Consider the following 19176-nt stretch of genomic DNA (forward strand, 5'->3'; position numbering starts at 1 on the left):
TTTCAGGCGAAAAAAAAGCACACCCGAGGGTGTGCTTTTTTGCTTGCGCGAGAAGCGTGCGAAGCGTGAGAAGCCGCGCGAGTTAGCGCACGCGCATGCCCGGCTTCGCGCCGCTGTGCGGTTCGAGGATGTACAGACCCGGCTCGGCCTTCTCGTCCTTCGCCGACGCCGCGAGCACCATGCCTTCCGACATGCCGAACTTCATCTTGCGCGGCGCGAGGTTCGCGACCATCACCGTGAGCTTGCCCTTGAGGTCTTCCGGCTTGTAGGCCGAACGGATGCCCGAGAACACGTTGCGCGTCTTCTCTTCGCCGACGTCGAGCGTGAGTTGCAGCAGCTTGTCCGAGCCTTCGACGATGTTGCAGTCGACGATCAGCGCCACACGCAGATCGATCTTCGCGAAGTCGTCGATGGAGATCACGTCCGGCGTTTCCGGCTCGGCCTTCTTCGCTTCCTTCGCGGCCTTCGACTTCTTGCTCGCATCGGCGGCGGCAGCGGCGGGCGCGGCGTCGGTCGCCTGCAGCGAGTCGCGGTTCGCGGCCAGCAGCGCCTCGACCTGCTTCGGATCGACGCGCGTCATCAGATGCTTGTACGCGTTGATCGGCTGCTGCGACGACAGTGCGGTGCCCGCGTCGGCCCACGTGAGCGGCGCGATCGAGAGGAATTCCTCGACGCCCTGCGCGAGCTGCGGCAGCACCGGCTTGAGCGCGAGCGACAGCAGGCGGAACGCTTCGAGGCTCACGCTGCACGTTTCATGCAGCGCGACCGCGTTGGCCGGGTCCTTCGCCTGTTCCCAGGGCTTGGCCGTGTCGACGTAACCGTTGACCGCGTCGGCGAGTTCCATCGTCTGACGCAGCGCGCGGTTGTACTCGCGCGCCTCGTAGTTCGCGGCGATCTGCGGAATGGCGGCGCGCAGTTGCTGAAGCAGCGGATGATGCATCGCGCTGTCCTGCACGCGGCCGTCGAAACGCTTGATCAGGAAGCCCGCCGCGCGGCTCGCGATGTTGATGTACTTGCCGACGAGGTCGCTGTTCACGCGCGCCTGGAAGTCCTCGAGGTTCAGGTCGAGATCTTCCATCGTGCTGTTGAGCTTCGCGGCGAAGTAGTAGCGCAGCCACTCGGGGTTCAGGCCCGTCGTGACGTAGCTCTCGGCCGTGATGAAGGTGCCGCGCGACTTCGACATCTTCGCGCCGTCCACCGTCAGGAAGCCGTGCGCGAACACGTTCGTGGGCGTGCGATGGCCCGAGAACTCCAGCATCGCCGGCCAGAACAGCGTGTGGAAATACAGGATGTCCTTGCCGATGAAGTGGTACTGCTCGGTCTTCGAGCCGGGCTTCACCCACGCATCGAAGTCGAGCCCGCGCTGCTCGCACAGGTTCTTGAAGCTCGCGTAGTAGCCGACCGGTGCGTCGAGCCACACGTAGAAGTACTTGCCCGGCGCGCCCGGAATTTCGAAGCCGAAGTAGGGCGCGTCGCGCGAGATGTCCCAGTCGGCGAGCTTCGATTCGCCCGCGTCGCCGAGCCATTCGCGCATCTTGTTGGTCGCTTCCGGCTGCGCTAGTCCCGCCACCCAGCCGCGCAGGAATTCTTCGCAGCGCGAGTCGGAAAGACGGAAGAAGTAGTGCGTCGAGGTCTTGCGGATCGGCGTAGCGCCCGACACGACCGAGTAGGGATTCTTCAGATCGGTCGGCGCGTAGGTCGAGCCGCAGACTTCGCAGCTGTCACCGTACTGGTCCTTCGCGCCGCACTTCGGGCACTCGCCTTTGATGAAGCGGTCCGGCAGGAACATGTTCTTGACCGGATCGTAGGCCTGCTCGATGTCGCGCGTTTCGATGAAACCGGCTTCCTTGAGCGCCAGATAGACGGACTCGGACAGCACGCGGTTCTCGTCCGAATCGGTCGAGTAGTAGTTGTCGAACGACACGCCGAAGCTGTCGAAATCGCGCTTGTGCTCTTGCCAGACGCGCGCGATCAGCTGCTGCGGCGTGAGGCCTTCCTTCTCGGCGCGCAGCATGACGGGCGTGCCGTGGGTATCGTCGGCACCGACGTAATAGACCTCGTGGCCGTGCATTCGCAGCGCGCGGACCCAGATGTCCGTCTGGATGTACTCGACCAGGTGGCCGATGTGGATCTGGCCGTTGGCGTAAGGCAGAGCAGACGTGACGAGGATCTGGCGGCGGCCCTGAACGGCAGGCGCGCCGGCGGCGAAGTCGGTGGCGGGTGCTGACATAGGTGGATGGAAGTCCGATGTTGCGGGGGAAAGGGCGATTTTAGCAGGGCGGCCGGTTCGCGCGGTCGGGCGCGGTTCCGGCGCGGCCGAGGCGCACGCGAGGCGCGAGCAACGGGAGCAACGAACGGCCACGGGATGCTGCGGGATGCAACGGGACGCATTGCGATGCGCGCCGCATCGGCATCACGAAATCGATGGGCAAAAAAAACCGGGGCAGGATGGCCCCGGAGCAACAACGACAAGAGGAGAATGGTGACGCGGCGGCGTCGCCGCACACGTACCGTAAAGACAGACAGCGCCTTTGAAAGAGAGTTCGAAAAATTTTTGACTTTCCCGCCAGGCTTTGCGGCGCGATCGCCGGAATCCCCCGGCGGGCGGGGCGCGGCGTGATCGGCGTTCATCTCCGGAAATAAAAACGGGACGGCGAAATGGCCGTCCCGTTTTTGTGCCACGTTGTTGTGGCGCTCATTTGCGGCGCATGCGCCGCGCGAGCTTAGCCGCCCTGATGCTGCGCCGTCGCGCGCAGATAGACTTCCACGCGGCGGTTCGCGGCGCGGCCGGTTTCGGTGCTGTTGTCGGCGACCGGTTGCGTGTCGCCGCGGCCTTCGGCGGCCATGCGCTGCATCGGGATGCCGCGCGAGGCGAGGTAGTTCACGACGCTCTGCGCGCGGTTGACCGACAGCGTCTGGTTGTACGCCGGCTGGCCGGTGTTATCCGTATGGCCGACGACCGAGGCGACCACTTCCGGGTTCTGCTGCAGCGTCTGCGCGACCTGGTCGAGCACCGGCGCGAACGACGGCTTGATCGCGTAGCTGTTCGTGTCGAACGTCACGTTGCTCGGGATGTTGAGCTTGAGCGAGCCGTCCGGCTGCTCGGTGATCTGCGTGCCCGTGCCCTTGGTTGCGCCCGAGAGCTTGTTCTTGATGTTCTGCCAGTTGTAGCCGGTGACGCCACCGACCAGCGCGCCTGCACCCGCGCCGATTGCTGCACCCTTGCCGCCGCCGAAGATCGCGCCGATCGCGGCGCCCGTGCCCGCGCCGACGCCGGTGCCGAGCGCCGTGTCGGTGCCCTGCTGGGTCGCGCAGCCGGCGACGAGCGCGCCGGCGACAGCGAAGACGGACAGGCGGGTCAAGATTCTTGTGTTCATTTTCAATCCTTCCTCTCTTGAGTGGAACGTGACGGCTGCGTGCGCCTCGCGTGGTCCCCGATTGCAGTCAGGGTCTTCAAACGACGCAGGGCGGCAGCTACTACAATGACGGCTTGAGGGCTTGCTTGCGTCGTGTCGCATCGGGTACACCCGTTGCTCGACGGCCGCTCGACAAACGCTTGCGCGGATCAGGATGACCGTTGCCGCGAAGCGTGCCTTGTCGCAGACAATTGCGCAATCCAGCTTAACAATTTCTTTCGATTTTCGGCGCCAGAGCGGCTCGATGCCGCTTGCGCCGGCGCATTCCCCACGGAGTTTCAATGAGCATAGATCGGGCATTGGTCGACGCCGCGCTTGCGGCCCTCGCGGACCCCAACACGGGCAAGCCGTACACGGTTGCCAAGGGCGTGCGCAACGTCACGATCGACGGCGGCACGGTGGGCGTCGAGATCGTGCTCGGCTACCCGGCGAAGAGTCAGTACGACGCGGTGCGCGCGCAGGTGGAAGCCGCGCTGGCCGCGGTGCCGGGCGTCGCGTCGAGCCGCGTGAGCGTGCGTCACGAAGTGGCCGCGCACACGGTGCAGCGCGGCGTGAAGCTGCTGCCGAACGTGAAGAACATCGTGGCCGTCGCGTCGGGCAAGGGCGGCGTGGGCAAGAGCACAACCGCCGTGAATCTCGCGCTCGCGCTGGCGGCCGAGGGCGCCTCGGTCGGTGTGCTCGACGCGGACATCTACGGCCCGTCGCTGCCGATGATGCTCGGCATCGAAGGCCGCCCCGAGTCGCCGGACGGCCAGTCGATGAATCCGCTCGAAGGCCACGGCGTGCAGGCCAACTCGATCGGCTTCCTCGTCGATCAGGATAATCCGATGGTCTGGCGCGGCCCGATGGCGACGTCGGCGCTCGAACAGCTGCTGCGTCAGACGAACTGGCGCGACCTCGACTATCTGGTGGTCGACATGCCGCCGGGCACGGGCGACATCCAGCTCACGCTGTCGCAGCGCGTGCCGGTCACGGGCGCCGTGATCGTGACGACGCCGCAGGACATCGCGCTGCTCGACGCCAAGAAGGGCCTCAAGATGTTCGAGAAAGTGGGCATTCCGATTCTCGGCATCGTCGAGAACATGGCCGTGCACGTGTGCTCGAACTGCGGCCACGCCGAGCACATCTTCGGCGCGGGCGGCGGCGAGCGCATGGCGAAGGAGTATGGCGTCGAGGTGCTCGGCAGCCTGCCGCTCGATATCTCGATCCGCGAGCAGGCCGATTCGGGCCATCCGACCGTGGTCGCCAACCCGGACGGCCAGGTCGCGTCGACCTACAAGGCAATCGCCCGCCGTGTCGCGATCCAGATTGCCGAACGCGCCCGCGACATGACTTCGAAGTTCCCGACCATCGTCGTGCAGAACACCTGAACGGCGGCGTCATCCGCGCGCGGCTGCCCATCCCTTGCCGGGCAAGGCTTGCGGCGGCGCGCGCGGTGCGCCTCGCCGCGCGCGTGGAAGGCGCGGAGAAGGCGCGCGCAAGCCACGCGGGAGCGCGTGCGCGCGGTATCATGTGGAATTCACGGGTCCAGATCGACGGCCGCAGGGGCGGACGCGAGACGGCAAGAGGATCGCATGGTTAAAGGGAACGACAGGAACGCGGGAAACGCAGTCGTGCTGGCCGTGGTTGCGTGTGCGCTGCTGGGCGGCTGCACGAGCTTCATGGGGCAGCAGGACAAGCGCGCAGGCGCGCAGGTGCTGCCCACGGTCGGCAGCCAGGTGCGCGGCACCGTGTCCTTCGTCGAGCGTTCGGACGGTGTGCAGGTGAGCTATAACCTCGCCGGGTTGCCGCCCGACAGCGACCATGCGCTGCAGGTCCACGAGCGCGGCGATTGCAATGCCGCCGACGCCTCCAGCGCGGGCGCCGTGTTCGCGCCCGCCGCCGACCGGCTCAAGCCCGGCGCGCGCGTGGAAGGCGACCTCGGCAATATCCATGCGGATTCGAACGGCGTGGCCATCGGCTTCATCGTCGCGCCCGACGTTTCGCTCGACGGTGTGCGCTCGGTGCTCCAGCGCGCCGTGCTCGTCCATCACGACGCCATCGACCCGTATGCGTATCCGCAGCACGGCACCGGTCCGGCGCTCGCGTGCGGTGTCATCAAGGTGCAATAAGCCCGGCGATCTCGCGCGAGCGGACGCCCAGCCCGGCCCGGTTCTCCCCGATTGCCACCGATTCCCTTCGATTCGCGCCCGCCCGAAGCGGTCCTCGCAAACAACGCTTGCATTGCAGCGCCCGAGCGCGCATGATGCGCCGCGGCAAAGCCATGGCGCCCATGCAGTTCGCGTCGGACGTACCCGGCGGCCTATCGAGAGGCGCACCGCGATGCACACCGCGAGACGCACTTCGCGTCGCACTTCGCGGCACGCCGACTCACATCGCGTAAAATAGGCGCCTTTCGCGAATGGCCCGCCCGGCGGCCCGTTCGCGCGGCTTTCCCCCGGGTCGCGGCCCGGGGTTACCTCCCCGTTTTTTCTGGACCGTAGCGAAACATGGCAATCAAATCCGACAAGTGGATCCGGCGCATGGCCGAAGAGCAGAACATGATCGAGCCGTTCGTGCGCGACCAGGTCCGCATGTCGGAAGACGGCCGCAAGATCGTGAGCTACGGCACGTCGAGCTACGGCTACGACATCCGCTGCGCCGACGAATTCAAGATCTTCACGAACATCAATTCGACCATCGTCGATCCGAAGAACTTCGACGAGAAGTCGTTCGTGGACTTCAAGGGCGACGTCTGCATCATCCCGCCGAATTCGTTCGCGCTGGCGCGCACGGTCGAGTATTTCCGCATTCCGCGCAACGTGCTCACGGTCTGCCTCGGCAAGTCGACCTATGCGCGCTGCGGCATCATCGTGAACGTCACGCCGTTCGAGCCCGAGTGGGAAGGCTACGTGACGCTCGAATTCTCGAATACGACACCTTTGCCTGCGAAAATCTACGCGAACGAAGGCGTGGCTCAAGTGCTCTTTTTCGAGAGCGACGAGATCTGCGAGGTGTCCTACGCCGATCGCGGCGGCAAGTATCAAGGTCAGCACGGCGTCACGCTGCCGAAGACCTGAGTTCGAGCGCAAACCCACTCCGGCTTCAACGACATACGGGGACCGCTGCGCGTCTAAAGCAGCGGTCGTTTCTTTTGGAGATTCGCCCATGAAGTTTCGCTTTCCCGTCGTCATCATCGACGAAGACTTTCGCTCCGAGAACATCTCGGGTTCCGGCATCCGCGCACTCGCCGAAGCCATCGAGAAAGAGGGCGCCGAAGTCCTCGGGCTGACGAGTTACGGCGACCTGACGTCGTTCGCGCAGCAGTCGAGCCGCGCGGCCTGCTTCATCCTGTCGATCGACGACGACGAACTGCTGCCCTACGTGGAAGGCACCGACGGCGAAGCGCCCGAGCACGCGCCCGCGATCGTCGCGCTGCGCGCGTTCATGGAAGCGGTGCGCAAGCGCAACGCCGACATCCCGATCTTCCTGTACGGCGAAACGCGCACCTCGCGCCATCTGCCCAACGACATCCTGCGCGAGCTGCACGGCTTCATCCACATGTTCGAGGACACGCCGGAGTTCGTGGCGCGCCACGTCATCCGCGAAGCGAAGGTGTATCTCGACGCGCTGTCGCCGCCGTTCTTCAAGGAACTCGTCAAGTACGCCGACGAAGGCTCGTACTCGTGGCACTGCCCGGGTCACTCGGGCGGCGTGGCGTTCCTGAAGAACCCGCTCGGCCAGATGTTCCACCAGTTCTTCGGCGAGAACATGCTGCGCGCCGACGTCTGCAACGCCGTGGAAGAACTCGGCCAGCTGCTCGATCACACCGGCCCGGTCGCGGCTTCGGAGCGCAACGCGGCGCGCATTTTCAGCGCGGACCACGTGTTCTTCGTGACCAACGGCACGTCGACTTCGAACAAGATCGTCTGGCACGCGACGGTTGCGCCGGGCGACATCGTGCTGGTCGACCGCAACTGCCACAAGTCGATCCTGCACGCGATCACGATGACGGGCGCGATCCCCGTGTTCCTCACGCCGACGCGCAACAACTTCGGCATCATCGGCCCGATTCCGCGCGACGAGTTCAAGCCGGAAAACATCCGCAAGAAGATCGAGGCGAATCCGTTCGCCCGTGAAGCGCTCGCGAAGAACCCGAACGTCAAGCCGCGCATTCTCACGATCACGCAGAGCACCTACGACGGCGTGGTCTACAACGTCGAGATGATCAAGGATCTGCTCGGCGATATGCTCGACACGCTGCACTTCGACGAAGCCTGGCTGCCGCACGCCGAATTCCACGAGTTCTACCAGGACATGCACGCGATCGGCGCGGGCCGTCCGCGCACCAAGGCGCTCGTGTTCGCGACGCACTCGACGCACAAGCTGCTGGCCGGCATCTCGCAGGCTTCGCAGATCGTCGTGCAGGACTCGGAAGACAGCGCGTTCGACCGCCATCGTTTCAACGAGGCGTATCTGATGCACACGTCGACCTCGCCGCAGTACGCGATCATCGCGTCGTGCGACGTGGCCGCCGCGATGATGGAAGCGCCGGGCGGCCCGGCGCTCGTGGAAGAATCGATCGCCGAGGCGCTCGACTTCCGCCGCGCGATGCGCAAGGTCGACGCCGAATACGGCGACGACTGGTTCTTCCAGGTCTGGGGCCCGGAAGAACTGGCCGAGGAAGGCATCGGCTCGCGCGAGGACTGGATCCTGCGCCCGAACGACCACTGGCACGGCTTCGGCGCGCTGGCGGAAGGCTTCAACATGCTCGACCCGATCAAGGCGACCATCGTCACGCCGGGTCTGGACGTGGACGGCGAGTTCGGCGAGTCGGGCATTCCGGCCGCGATCGTCACGAAGTACCTGGCCGAGCACGGCATCATCGTCGAGAAGACCGGTCTGTATTCGTTCTTCATCATGTTCACGATCGGCATCACGAAGGGCCGCTGGAACTCGATGGTCACCGAACTCCAGCAGTTCAAGGACGACTACGACAACAACCAGCCGCTGTGGCGCGTGCTGCCTGAATTCGTGGCGCAGCATCCGATGTACGAGCGCATGGGCCTGCGCGATCTGTGCCAGCAGATCCACAGCGTCTACCGCGCCAACGACATCGCGCGTCTGACGACCGAGATGTATCTGTCGACGATGGAACCGGCGATGAAGCCGTCCGACGCGTTCGCCAAGCTCGCGCACCGCGAGATCGACCGCGTGCCCATCGACGAACTCGAAGGCCGCGTGACGTCGATCCTGCTCACGCCGTACCCGCCGGGCATTCCGCTGCTGATTCCGGGCGAGCGCTTCAACAAGACGATCGTGAACTACCTCAAGTTCGCGCGCGAATTCAACGAGCGCTTCCCGGGTTTCCACACCGATATCCACGGACTCGTGGGCGAGACCATCAACGGCCGCATCGAGTATTTCGTGGATTGCGTGCGCGCCTGAGCGCGGAGGCGGGCGGCATGACGGTGCGGATGACGGTGCGAACTTCGCGAACCCTGCGGGCGCTGACGGCTTCGCTGGCGCTGGCGGCGACGATGTTCGCCGCCGCGCCCGCGCGCGCCGAGGTGGCGGCCGCCGATCCGATCGATACGGCCATGCGCGCGTGTCTCGCGCGCGCGGACCGCTCGACGACGGCGGGGCAGATCCAGTGCATGGAGGAGGCGCGCGGCGCATGGCGCGCCGCCGCCGAAACCGCGCTCGTGCAACTGAACGCGAAGCTCAAACCGGCGGATCAAAAGCGCTGGAAGCTGAGCCAGCAGAAGTGGGTGGCGTGGCGCGATGCCGAGGACACCATGCTCGGCGCGGCGTTCGCCACCACGAGCGGCAGCACGTATCAGCTCTACGAGGCGGACATGCGTTTGCAGCCGGTGCGCGACCGCGCGCTCGCGCTGCGCAACGAAGCCGCGAGCTGGGACGGCCAGCCGCCGCGCGCCCGCGCCTGTAGCGCCGACGCGCGCTGCGAGCACGTGAGCTACGACCTCAATCGTTACTACCGCCAGCTTTACGCGCGCATGCCGAAGCACGCGCGGCCCGCCGTGTCGCGCGCGCAGAGCGCGTGGCGCGCATACCGCGACGTGACCACGCCGCTGATCGACGAGCGCTCGCGGCTCGATCTGCTCGGCGCGCGGCTCGCTACGTTGAAGCGTTTGTCGGAGACGGTGAACAACCGCTGAGCGTCTGAGCGCTTTGCCGATCGCATGAAAAAACCGGCGTGAATCCTCGTGATTCACGCCGGTTTTGTTTTGTGTGCGATGCCTTGCGGCGTCAGTCGAGAATGAATTGCTCGGGCGGATGCGACGGCGTATGCGTCGGGTCGCCGAGCAGATCGTGCAGCGCGGACTCGATGCCCGTCGACATCGCGTTGAGCGCAAGATCGTTGTCTTCGGTGCCGAACGGGTCTTCGATCTGCGAGGCGATCGCTTCGTGCGCCATGAACGCGTAGGCCACGAACACGGCGAAGATCGGCGTGAGCGCGCCGATGCTGTCCACGAGCCCGAACGGCAGCAGCGCGCAGAAGAAGTAGACGGTGCGATGAATCATCACCGTGTAGGCGAACGGCAGCGGCGTGGAGGCGATGCGCTCGCAGCCGCCGATCACGTCGGAGAGGCCGTTCAGATTGCGCTCGAACGCGAGCACCGCATAGCCGTCCAGCCGGCCCGCGCGCACTTCGCCGCGCATCCATTCGGACGCGCCGAGCAGCAGCGTGGCGGGACGGAATTGCGAGGCCATCGCGCGTTCGACCAGCGCGGGCGGCAGACGCGATTCGAGATCGGCGCGCGGGTCGGTATGACGCAGCTGATGGCGCAGCGCGTGCGGCATCGCGCAGAGAATCTCGACGAACGGACGCGCGTGCGCGCGCGCATCTTCGCCGTCGGCGGGCTTGACGAGCGTGAGCGCCTGGCGCGTAAGCGAGCGCGATTCGTTGAGCAGTTGCCCCCAGAGCTTGCGGCCTTCCCAGTAGCGGTCGTAGCTCGCGTTGTTGCGAAAGCCAAGAAACACGGCGAGCGCGATGCCGATCAGCGAAAACGGCACCGTGCTCAGGTTCACGGTCACGCGCAGGATGTGATCGTGCGCGGCGACGGCCACGATCGACAGGCACAAGACGATAAAGAGCCGCGGCAGCAGTTGCGGCAGGACGGAACCGCGCCACGCGAGCAGCATGCGGAACCAGTTGAGGCGAGGGCGGACGATCATCGGGACGGACTCGGAGCAGATTCGGGCAGGAACGCTACAGGGATGATGTCGATTCTAGGTCATGGGGCGCGATCGTCAGGCGTACAACTCGGCCCATTCGAAGCGGGTACAGCCGTGCCGCCGGTGTGCGCGCAAAAAACAAAACGGGCGCGCGACGTTGTCCGTCGCGCGCCCGTTTCGTGTTCATGGCCAGGCGGGCCGCTGCGCGTTGGCGCTTGTTCTGCGCTTGTTCCGCGCGTGCGCTTACTTCGCCGCGCCGAGCGCCGCGCGTGCCGCCACGATGGCCGCGCGCACCTGCTCGGGCGCGGTGCCGCCCGGATGGTTGCGCGACGACACCGAGCCTTCCAGCGTCAGCACTTCGAACACGTCTTCGGCCAGCAGATGCGCGACGGCCGGCAGTTCGCGGCGCATTTCGTCGAGCGTCAGGTCGGCGAGATCGCAGTTGCGGTCCACGCAGATGCGCACGGCGTGCGCCACGGCTTCGTGCGCGTCACGGAACGGCAGGCCCTTCTTCACGAGGTAGTCGGCGAGGTCGGTGGCCGTCGAGAAGCCTTGCAGCGCGGCGGCGCGCATCGCGTCGGCCTTGACCGTGATGCCGGCGACCATTTCCGCGAAGATGCGCAGCGTGTCCGCGACCGTATCGACGGTATCGAACAGCGGCTCCTTGTCTTCCTGGTTGTCCTTGTTGTACGCGAGCGGCTGGCCTTTCATCAGCGTGAGCAGGCCCATCAGATGGCCGTTCACGCGGCCGGTCTTGCCGCGCGCCAGTTCGGGCACGTCGGGGTTCTTCTTCTGCGGCATGATCGACGAGCCGGTGCAGAAGCGGTCGGCGATGTCGATGAAGCCGACGCGCGGGCTCATCCACAGCACCAGTTCTTCCGAGAAGCGCGAGACGTGCGTCATGACGAGCGCCGAAGCGGCCGTGAATTCGATCGCGAAGTCGCGGTCGGAGACGGCGTCGAGCGAGTTCGCGCAGATGCCGTCGAAGCCCAGCGTCTTCGCCACGGCGAAGCGGTCGATCGGATAGCTCGTGCCCGCGAGCGCGGCCGCGCCGAGCGGCAGGCGGTTCACGCGCTTGCGGCAGTCGACCATGCGCTCGGCGTCGCGCGTGAACATTTCCACGTAGGCGAGCAGGTGATGGCCGAACGTGACCGGCTGCGCGACCTGAAGGTGCGTGAAGCCCGGCATGATCGTGCCCGCGTGCTGTTCCGCGAGGTCGAGCAGCGCGCCGCGCAGGTCGCCGATCAGGCCGCCGATGCGGTCGATCTCGCCGCGCAGCCACAGGCGGATGTCGGTCGCGACCTGGTCGTTACGCGAACGGCCCGTGTGCAGGCGCTTGCCCGCGTCGCCGATCAGCGCCGTGAGACGCGCTTCGATGTTCAGGTGCACGTCTTCGAGATCGAGCTTCCACTCGAATTCGCCGCGCTCGATCTCGCCCTTGATCTGCGCCATGCCGCCCTGGATGGCGGCGAGGTCGTCGGCGGAAATGATCTTCTGCGCGGCCAGCATCGACGCGTGCGCGAGCGAGCCCTCGATGTCCACGAGCGCGAGTCGCTTGTCGAAGAAGACCGACGACGTGTAGCGCTTGACCAGCTCCGACATGGGTTCGGAGAAGCGAGCCGACCAGGCTTCGCCTTTTTTGTGCAGTTGGGACGTCATGATGATGAGCGGTGAGCGATGGGAAAGCGGGCCGCGCGCTGAGTGCCTCGCAGGGCGCCGGGTGCGGCGGGAAAGTGGATGATTTTACCACCCGCGCAGGCGCGCACCGGTGGCGCGGCGCGCTCAGAGGCGCACCAGCACCACCAGCTTGAGATCCTCGCGGTGCGCGGGCTTGAATGTGATCTGGTCGTAGGCGATGCGGCCGTGGCGCGGATGATGGAATTCGCGCCGTCCGCCCTCGCGCTCGAACACGTCCTGCGAGCCCCAGAAGCGGCCGAATTCGTCGCTCGCGGCGATCAGCGAGTCGATCAGCGCGCGCGTGGGCGCATCGTTCAGATGGCGGATCGAATCGGCGCGGAATTCGGCGGCCAGACGGCGCGCGCGCGTTTCCCAGTCGACGATCAGCTCGCGCCCGAGCGGCTCCGTGAAGGTGAAGCGCAGCAGATTGCGGTCGTGCTCGCCGTCGAGCCAGCCCGTGAACAGATCCGCCGCCTGGGCGTTCCAGGCGAGCGCGGTCCACTGGCGGTCGAGCACGTAAGCGGGCGCGTCGATCAGGCCGACGGTCTGCAGCAGCGTGGCGGGGGCGTCGGCGGCGCTCGCGGTGTCGGGCTCGGCGGGGTCGCGCTGCGCGGCCAGTTCGAACAGATAGGCGCGTTCGGCGCGCGAGAGCCGCAGCGCCACGGCGATGCGCGCGAGCGCGTCCGCCGACGCCGAGACCGGGCGGCCCTGCTCGATCCACGTGTACCAGGTCGGGCTCACGCCGCACAGCTGCGCGACTTCCTCGCGGCGCAGGCCGGGCGTGCGGCGGCGCGGGCCGGGCGGCAGGCCGACTTCCTGCGGCGAGAGCCGCTCGCGATGGGCGCGGATGAACTCGCCGAGCGCGCGCGCGGGCGTGGCGTCGAGCGTTTTAGCGGGGCCGGAATCAGCGGTGATGGGGGTGTCGAGGCTCATGGAAGGCTGGCGGGTGCTGGCGATACCAGAATAATCGCTCAACTTGTACTGGTACAAAACGGGCTCTATTGTAACGGCTGACGCGGCGCCGGGCCGCCGCGGCAACCCGCCCGGGGGACAGAAGCTACAAGATCGACGCGAGGCCGCAGCCGCAGAGGTGGCGGGACTCGCGCCCAACACAATCGGGAAACCGGAGCGCGCGCACGAGCGTCGGCGCGCCGGACCCGCACCAGGAGCATGCCATGAAGCATCACGATCAGGTCGCCGACGCCTTCGGCTCGACCGCCGCCGCCTATCTCACCAGCCAGGTCCACGCAACCGGGGCCGATCTCGAGAACCTGGCCGCGACCTTCGCGGCGACCTGCGGCAATGCGCTGGTGCTCGACATGGGCTGCGGCGCGGGTCACGCGAGCTTCGCGGTCGCGCCGCACGTGCGCGAAGTCGTGGCCTACGACATCGCGCCGCCGATGCTCGCGACCGTCGAGGCCGCCGCGAAGGAACGCGGCTTGAGCACGGTCCGCACGCAGCAGGGCGCCGCCGAGACGTTGCCGTTCGCCGACGCGAGCTTCAACTGGGCGATCAGCCGCATGAGCGCGCACCACTGGCGCGACGTGCCGCGCGCGCTCGCCGAAGTGCATCGCGTGCTCAAGCCGGGCGGGCGTTTGAAGTTCATCGATATCGCGGGCATCGACGATCCGCTTTACGACACGCATATTCAGGCGGTGGAATTGCTGCGCGACGCGTCGCATATCCGCGACTACCGCGCCGACGAGTGGGTGAGCATGCTCGACGCGGCGGGATTCGACGCGAAGGTGACGGAGCGCTGGCGCATCGCGCTCGACTTCGATACGTGGGTCGCGCGCATGCGCACGCCGCCCGAACGCGTGACGGCGATCCGCTCGATGTGGGACAACGCGCCCGATGAGGTGCGCAACTACTTCGATGTGCAGAACGATCGCTCGTTCAAGCTCGATGCGTTGATGATCGAGGCGACGCGGCGGGATTGAGGGGCGATTTTGCGCAGCAGGTCGACCTGCGCGCCATTCAGTGCATGGGCGGCTGCCAGGCCACGTCGAAGCGTTCGGCGAGACCTGCCAGCCGCCTGTCGAGCGTCCAGAGTCGCGCGCCCGGGGTGATCAGCACGGAACCCAGCAGCATCAGATCGACCACGCCGCAGCCCAGTCCGTAGAGTTGTTCGCGTTCGACGAGCGCCATGACTTCCTGCAGCGTCACTGGATTCGCCGACTGCAACAGGCCAATGTCGCCAAGCGTGCGGGCGCGCGGTGCGGGCGGGGTGCCGCAGGCCAGTTCGGCGAGCACCATCGGATGACTCAGCGTTTCGTCGCTCAGCATCAGTTCGACAAGCGCCGCGTTGCGGCGCCGGAAATGATCGACCCAGACCGACGTGTCGACGAGCACGCTCATGACGAGGGCGTATCGTCGCGCCGACGGGCGATGTTTGCCATGTCGGGCGCGCTGCCACCCAACGCGGCCAGCCGTTTGGCCGCCTGAACCCGTACGAACGTCTTGACGGCTTCGCGAAACAGATCGGCCTTGTCCATGTCGGGGTCGGCCATTTCGAGCGCTTTCTCGTAGAGCGCGTCGTCCAGGGTCACCGTGGTGCGCATGTTGTGCTCCATGATTCAGTTTCTGATGCGATTTTGCATCAGAATTTCGCATCCCGGCAAGCGTCCTTCCAAAGAAAAAGCCTCGCAGATCAACGACCTGCGAGGCTTTTTCATGTGGCGTCAAAGCTAGACGCGCTCAACCCGCGCCTTTAACCCGTATTCCGCAATCCCGCCGCGATCCCGTTGATCGTCAGATGAATCCCGCGGCGCACGCGCGGGCTCGGGTCACCTGCGCGATAGCGCTTGATCAGCTCGACCTGCAAGTGATTGAGCGGATCCAGATACGGGAAACGGTTCTTGATCGAGCGCGCGAGCAGCGGGTTGTCGGCGAGGCGGCCGTTCGAGCCGGTGATCTCGTCGAGCACCTTCGTCGTGCGCTCCCACTCGGCGACGATGCGCTCGAACACGTGCTTGCGCAGCTTCTTGTCGGCGACCAGTTGCGCGTAGCGCGACGCCACCGCGAGATCGGTCTTCGCGAGCGTCATGTCCATGTTCGAGAGCAGGTTCGCGAAGAACGGCCAGGTCTTGTACATCTTCTTGAACAGCGCGAGACGGCGCGTGCGTTCGGCGTCGCTGCCCGCGTCGTCGAGATACGACGACACCGCGCTGCCGAAGCCATACCAGCCCGTCAGCAGCAGACGGCACTGGCCCCACGAAAAGCCCCACGGAATCGCGCGCAGGTCGTCGATCTTGCGGTTCTTCGGGTCCTGCAGCTTGCGCGAGGCCGGCCGGCTGCCGATGTTCAGCTCCGCGATTTCGGTGATCGGCGTCGAGGCGAAGAAGTAGTCGGTGAAGCCCGGCGTCTCGTAGACGAGCGAGCGGTACGCCGCCATCGCCGCATCGGAGAGCTGCTGCATGGTTTCTTCGAACGCGGGCAATTGCTCCGGCGAGTTGCCCGCCGTGTTGTCCAGCGGCAGCAGCGTGGCTTCGAGCGTGGCCGCGATCACCGTTTCCAGATTGCGGCGTCCGATTTCCGGGTTGCCGAACTTGCTGGCGATCACTTCGCCCTGTTCGGTCAGGCGGATCTGGCCGTCGACCGTGCCCGGCGGCTGCGAGAGGATCGCGTTGTAGGTCGGGCCGCCTCCGCGTCCGACCGTGCCTCCACGGCCATGGAACAGACGCAGCGTGATGCCGCGCTCGCGATACAGCGAGACGAGCGCGAGTTCGGCGCGATACAGCTCCCAGTTCGAGGTGAGGAAGCCGCCGTCCTTGTTGCTGTCCGAATAGCCGAGCATGATTTCCTGCTCGTTGCCCCAATGCTCGACGATGCCGTCGATGCCCGGCAGCGCGAGCAGGTCGCGCATGATGCCCGGCGCGTGGCGCAAGTCGGGAATCGTTTCGAACAGCGGGATCACCATCAGCGCGGCGCGCGCGGGATCGTCCGTGTGGCCGAGGCGGCCGCCGAGCAGGCCGGTTTCCTTCTGCAGCAGCATCACTTCGAGCAGGTCCGAAACCGTTTCGGTGTGCGAGATGATGTAGTTGCGCACCGCGCGCGCGCCGAACTTCTCGCGCGTCACGCGTGCCATTTCGAGCACGCCAAGCTCGCTTTTCACGAGGTCGGAGTAGTCGAGATACGGCGAGCGCAGCGGACGCTGATCGGCGAGTTGCGCGAGCAGCACGATCTGCTTGTCTTCTTCGGAGAGCGCGGCGTAATCGGCCTGCACGCCCGCGCGCGCGAGCAGTTCGGTGATCACGGCTTCGTGGATGTCCGAGCTTTGGCGCAGGTCGATCGAGGCCAGATGGAAGCCGAACACTTCGACCGCGCGCACGAGCGGCGCGAGGCGCGGCGTGGCGAGCGAGCCGCCGTGATGCGCGGCGAGCGAATCCATCAGGATGTGCAGATCGCGCGAGAATTCGGCGGCGTCGGCGTAAGGCTGCGCACGCACGGGCGCGGCGTTGCGGCCCGCGCTGCGCACGGCCACGACGCCTTCGCCCAGACGCACGCGTGCGCTCGCGGCGAGGCGCGTGTAGACGCCGATCAGCGCGCGCCGATACGGTTCGTCGACGCGATGCGGCGACTGGTCGGGCGAGGCTTCGGCCAGCGCCTTGAGTTCGTCGCTCGCGCCCGCGAGCAGGTTCGACACCGACAGTTCCGCGCCGAGCTTGTGCACTTCGTCGAGATAGTGCTGAAGGATCACCTGCGCCTGGCGCTCGCTGGCTTCTTCGAGCGTGGCCGAGGTCACGTTCGGATTGCCGTCGCGGTCGCCGCCGATCCAGCTGCCCATCTGGAAGAACGCGGGCAGGCGCGCCGAGAGACCATGCTCCTTGAGCGAGGTTTCGATCTCGCCGTACAGCGCGGGAATCTCGGTGAGGAAGGTGGTGTGGTAGTACGAGAGCGCGTTTTCGATTTCGTCGGTGACGGTCAGGCGCGCGTCGCGCAGCATGCGCGTCTGCCACAGCGAGGTCACGCGCGCGCGCAGCAGCGATTCGTTGTGCTCGCGTTCGCGATGCGTGAGCGGCTGGTCGCGTTCGGCGAGCAGGCGCGCGACGTCGTGCTGCGAATCGAGCGTGCTCTTGCGTTGCACTTCCGTGGGGTGCGCGGTGAGCACGGGCACGATCAGCGCGTCGTTGAAGAACTGCTGGAGCATCGGCGTGGCGGCGGCACCCGCTTGCGCGAGACGTTCGAGCGAATGCGCGATGGTGCCCGCCTGTGGCGCCGAACCGGCCAGATCGTGGATGCGGCGGCGGCGGTTGCGGTGACGGTCTTCCGCGATGTTCGCCAGATGCGAGAAATAGCTGAACGCGCGCACCACGCTCACGGTCTGCTCGGGCGAGAGCCCGCGCAGTTGTTTTTCCAGCGCGAGGGCGGCGTCGTTATCGTCTTCGCGGCGAAAACGCACGGCCGTCTGGCGGATGCTTTCGACGACCTCGAACACGGCGTCGCCTTCCTGCTCGCGCACGACGTCGCCGAGCAGGCGGCCCAGATAGCGGATGTCTTCGAACAGCGGCTGGTCCTTGTCGTCGCGCTGCTCGTCGCGCGAGCGACCGCCGCGCGGGGCGCTTGCGGCCTTGGGCGCTTTGGGTGCTTCGGTTGCCTTGGGCGCCTTGACGGGCTTCGCGGCTTTCGCGGGCTTGGCGGCTTGCGCGGCTTGCGCGGCTTCGGGCGCGGCTTTCGTGGCTTTCGCGGCCTTGCTGGCTTTCGTGGTCTTTTTCGCGTCGGCTGTTTTCGATGTTTTCATCGTCTTCTTCGTTTCAGACGCCGTCGTGGCCTTGGAGGCCTTGACGGTTTTGGCCTTGTCGTCGGCCGTGGGGGAAGAAGAGGCAAGCGATGCGTTGTTGCGGCGCTCTGCGCGCGCCGATCCGGAAGACTTCACGATGTTTTCCTCAAGACTAGCCAGGAGTTTGGACAGGATATTCGGGGACTGCCAACTGCGAGGCCGCGGCGTGCCGCGGTCCGGGTACTTCGGTGCTGCCTGGAGCGGATGGCGGGAACCATCCTGCGCGAGCCGCGCGGACATCGGCAAATCGCTACGACGGCGGACAGCCCGTCAACGGAGGGCGAGGAACAACGAAGGGACGGCGAAAAAACCGCGGATCCCGGCGCGCCGGGAGCAGGCTTTGCGAAAGCGCGGCACCATGGTGCGAACGGAGGTTCGCGCCGGGCGCCGGGGAGGGCGTGCAGGGCCCGCGCCGCCGAGGCGGCGCAGACGTACAGTAATAGGTACGTGTGCACCGTCGTCAGCGACGGGCCGTGTCTCTTCCTTGCCGCCGCACGCGCGGGCCTAAAAAGGGGCGCGTGCTAACATTGCCTGTTATCCGATTCTGTTTTTTCGAACCCGTCATTCGATGTGCTAGCCATGAATTCCGAGACGTTATCCGCGCCCATGCCCCGCACGCTTGTCATCGCTTCGCGGGAGAGCCGCCTCGCGATGTGGCAGGCCGAGCATGTGCAAGCTGCGCTGCACAAATTATATCCATCCTGCGACGTGAAAATCGTCGGAATGACGACACGCGGCGATCAAATTCTCGACCGCACGCTGTCGAAGGTCGGCGGCAAGGGCCTGTTCGTGAAGGAACTCGAACAGGCGCTGGCCGAAGGACGCGCCGATCTGGCCGTGCATTCGCTCAAGGACGTGCCCATGGAACTGCCCGAGGGCTTCGCGCTCACGGCCATCATGGAGCGCGAGGACCCGCGCGACGCCTTTGTGTCTAACGAATACGATTCGCTCGCGGCGCTGCCGCCTGGCGCCGTGGTCGGCACCTCCAGCCTGCGCCGCGAGTCGATGATCCGCGCGCGCTATCCGCATCTCGACGTCAAGCCGCTGCGCGGCAATCTCGACACGCGTCTCGCGAAGCTCGACCGCGGCGATTACGCAGCGATCATTCTCGCGGCGGCGGGGCTC

Annotated in this window: 15 protein-coding genes; 7 read left to right on the top strand and 8 right to left on the bottom strand. The window is 66.2% G+C overall.

Annotation, left to right across the window (positions count from 1 at the left end; translation table 11 throughout):
• Positions 1 to 82: 82 nt before the first annotated feature.
• Together metG and LDO54_RS37370 are read right to left on the bottom strand one after the other, a co-directional pair.
• The gene (gene metG, locus LDO54_RS37365; protein WP_224017975.1) at positions 83 to 2230 is read right to left on the bottom strand and encodes a methionine--tRNA ligase; all 2148 of its coding nucleotides are present in this window, start codon (positions 2228 to 2230) and stop codon (positions 83 to 85) included.
• Positions 2231 to 2723: 493 nt separating this feature from the next.
• Positions 2724 to 3377: an OmpA family protein gene (locus tag LDO54_RS37370; protein ID WP_224017977.1), complete on the bottom strand. Its 654-nt coding sequence runs from the start codon at positions 3375 to 3377 to the stop codon at positions 2724 to 2726.
• A gap of 320 nt (positions 3378 to 3697) precedes the next feature.
• Here LDO54_RS37370 and apbC point away from each other — a divergent pair, with 320 nt between their 5' ends.
• From apbC to LDO54_RS37395, 5 genes are all read left to right on the top strand, one after another.
• A complete protein-coding gene (apbC, locus tag LDO54_RS37375) occupies positions 3698 to 4786 on the top strand; it encodes an iron-sulfur cluster carrier protein ApbC (protein WP_224017979.1) in 1089 nt (362 codons plus the stop codon).
• Between the two features lie 204 nt (positions 4787 to 4990).
• A complete protein-coding gene (locus tag LDO54_RS37380) occupies positions 4991 to 5527 on the top strand; it encodes a superoxide dismutase family protein (RefSeq protein ID WP_224017982.1) in 537 nt (178 codons plus the stop codon).
• A gap of 378 nt (positions 5528 to 5905) precedes the next feature.
• Positions 5906 to 6475, top strand: a complete 570-nt coding sequence (gene dcd / locus LDO54_RS37385; RefSeq protein ID WP_224017984.1) for a dCTP deaminase — start codon at positions 5906 to 5908, stop codon at positions 6473 to 6475.
• Positions 6476 to 6563: 88 nt separating this feature from the next.
• Positions 6564 to 8843, top strand: coding sequence for an arginine/lysine/ornithine decarboxylase (locus LDO54_RS37390; protein WP_224017985.1), 2280 nt, complete (start codon positions 6564 to 6566; stop codon positions 8841 to 8843).
• Positions 8844 to 8872: 29 nt separating this feature from the next.
• Entirely contained in the window at positions 8873 to 9574 is a 702-nt protein-coding gene (locus LDO54_RS37395; RefSeq protein WP_436975772.1) for a lysozyme inhibitor LprI family protein, read from the top strand.
• A gap of 91 nt (positions 9575 to 9665) precedes the next feature.
• Here the strand turns inward: LDO54_RS37395 and LDO54_RS37400 are convergent, their stop codons facing one another.
• The 3 genes from LDO54_RS37400 to LDO54_RS37410 all read right to left on the bottom strand — a co-directional run bounded on the left by LDO54_RS37400 (position 9666) and on the right by LDO54_RS37410 (position 13205).
• Positions 9666 to 10595: a bestrophin family protein gene (locus tag LDO54_RS37400; RefSeq protein ID WP_224017987.1), complete on the bottom strand. Its 930-nt coding sequence runs from the start codon at positions 10593 to 10595 to the stop codon at positions 9666 to 9668.
• Positions 10596 to 10838: 243 nt separating this feature from the next.
• Positions 10839 to 12254, bottom strand: a complete 1416-nt coding sequence (gene argH / locus LDO54_RS37405; RefSeq protein ID WP_224017990.1) for an argininosuccinate lyase — start codon at positions 12252 to 12254, stop codon at positions 10839 to 10841.
• A 123-nt stretch (positions 12255 to 12377) separates the two neighbouring features.
• The gene (locus LDO54_RS37410; protein ID WP_224017992.1) at positions 12378 to 13205 is read right to left on the bottom strand and encodes a helix-turn-helix transcriptional regulator; all 828 of its coding nucleotides are present in this window, start codon (positions 13203 to 13205) and stop codon (positions 12378 to 12380) included.
• 242 nt (positions 13206 to 13447) lie between these two features.
• On the opposite strand from LDO54_RS37410, the gene LDO54_RS37415 reads away from it, so the two are divergent.
• The gene (locus LDO54_RS37415) at positions 13448 to 14212 is read left to right on the top strand and encodes a class I SAM-dependent methyltransferase (RefSeq protein WP_224017994.1); all 765 of its coding nucleotides are present in this window, start codon (positions 13448 to 13450) and stop codon (positions 14210 to 14212) included.
• Between the two features lie 37 nt (positions 14213 to 14249).
• Here LDO54_RS37415 and LDO54_RS37420 read toward each other — a convergent pair whose 3' ends face one another.
• From LDO54_RS37420 to ppc, 3 genes are all read right to left on the bottom strand, one after another.
• Positions 14250 to 14630 (bottom strand): type II toxin-antitoxin system VapC family toxin, encoded by a 381-nt coding sequence (locus LDO54_RS37420; protein WP_224017995.1) that lies wholly within the window; start codon positions 14628 to 14630, stop codon positions 14250 to 14252.
• Entirely contained in the window at positions 14627 to 14833 is a 207-nt protein-coding gene (locus LDO54_RS37425) for a type II toxin-antitoxin system VapB family antitoxin (RefSeq protein ID WP_224017997.1), read from the bottom strand. The genes LDO54_RS37420 and LDO54_RS37425 overlap by 4 nt, the downstream gene beginning before the upstream one ends.
• Before the next feature lie 149 nt (positions 14834 to 14982).
• Positions 14983 to 18012 (bottom strand): phosphoenolpyruvate carboxylase, encoded by a 3030-nt coding sequence (gene ppc / locus LDO54_RS37430; RefSeq protein ID WP_436975774.1) that lies wholly within the window; start codon positions 18010 to 18012, stop codon positions 14983 to 14985.
• Between the two features lie 618 nt (positions 18013 to 18630).
• On the opposite strand from ppc, the gene hemC reads away from it, so the two are divergent.
• Positions 18631 to 19176 (top strand): hydroxymethylbilane synthase (hemC, locus tag LDO54_RS37435; RefSeq protein WP_224018000.1); only part of this gene is annotated, 546 nt, incomplete at its 3' end.

Source organism: Paraburkholderia tropica (assembly GCF_914484835.1).
GTDB classification, from domain to species: Bacteria; Pseudomonadota; Gammaproteobacteria; order Burkholderiales; family Burkholderiaceae; genus Paraburkholderia; species Paraburkholderia tropica_A.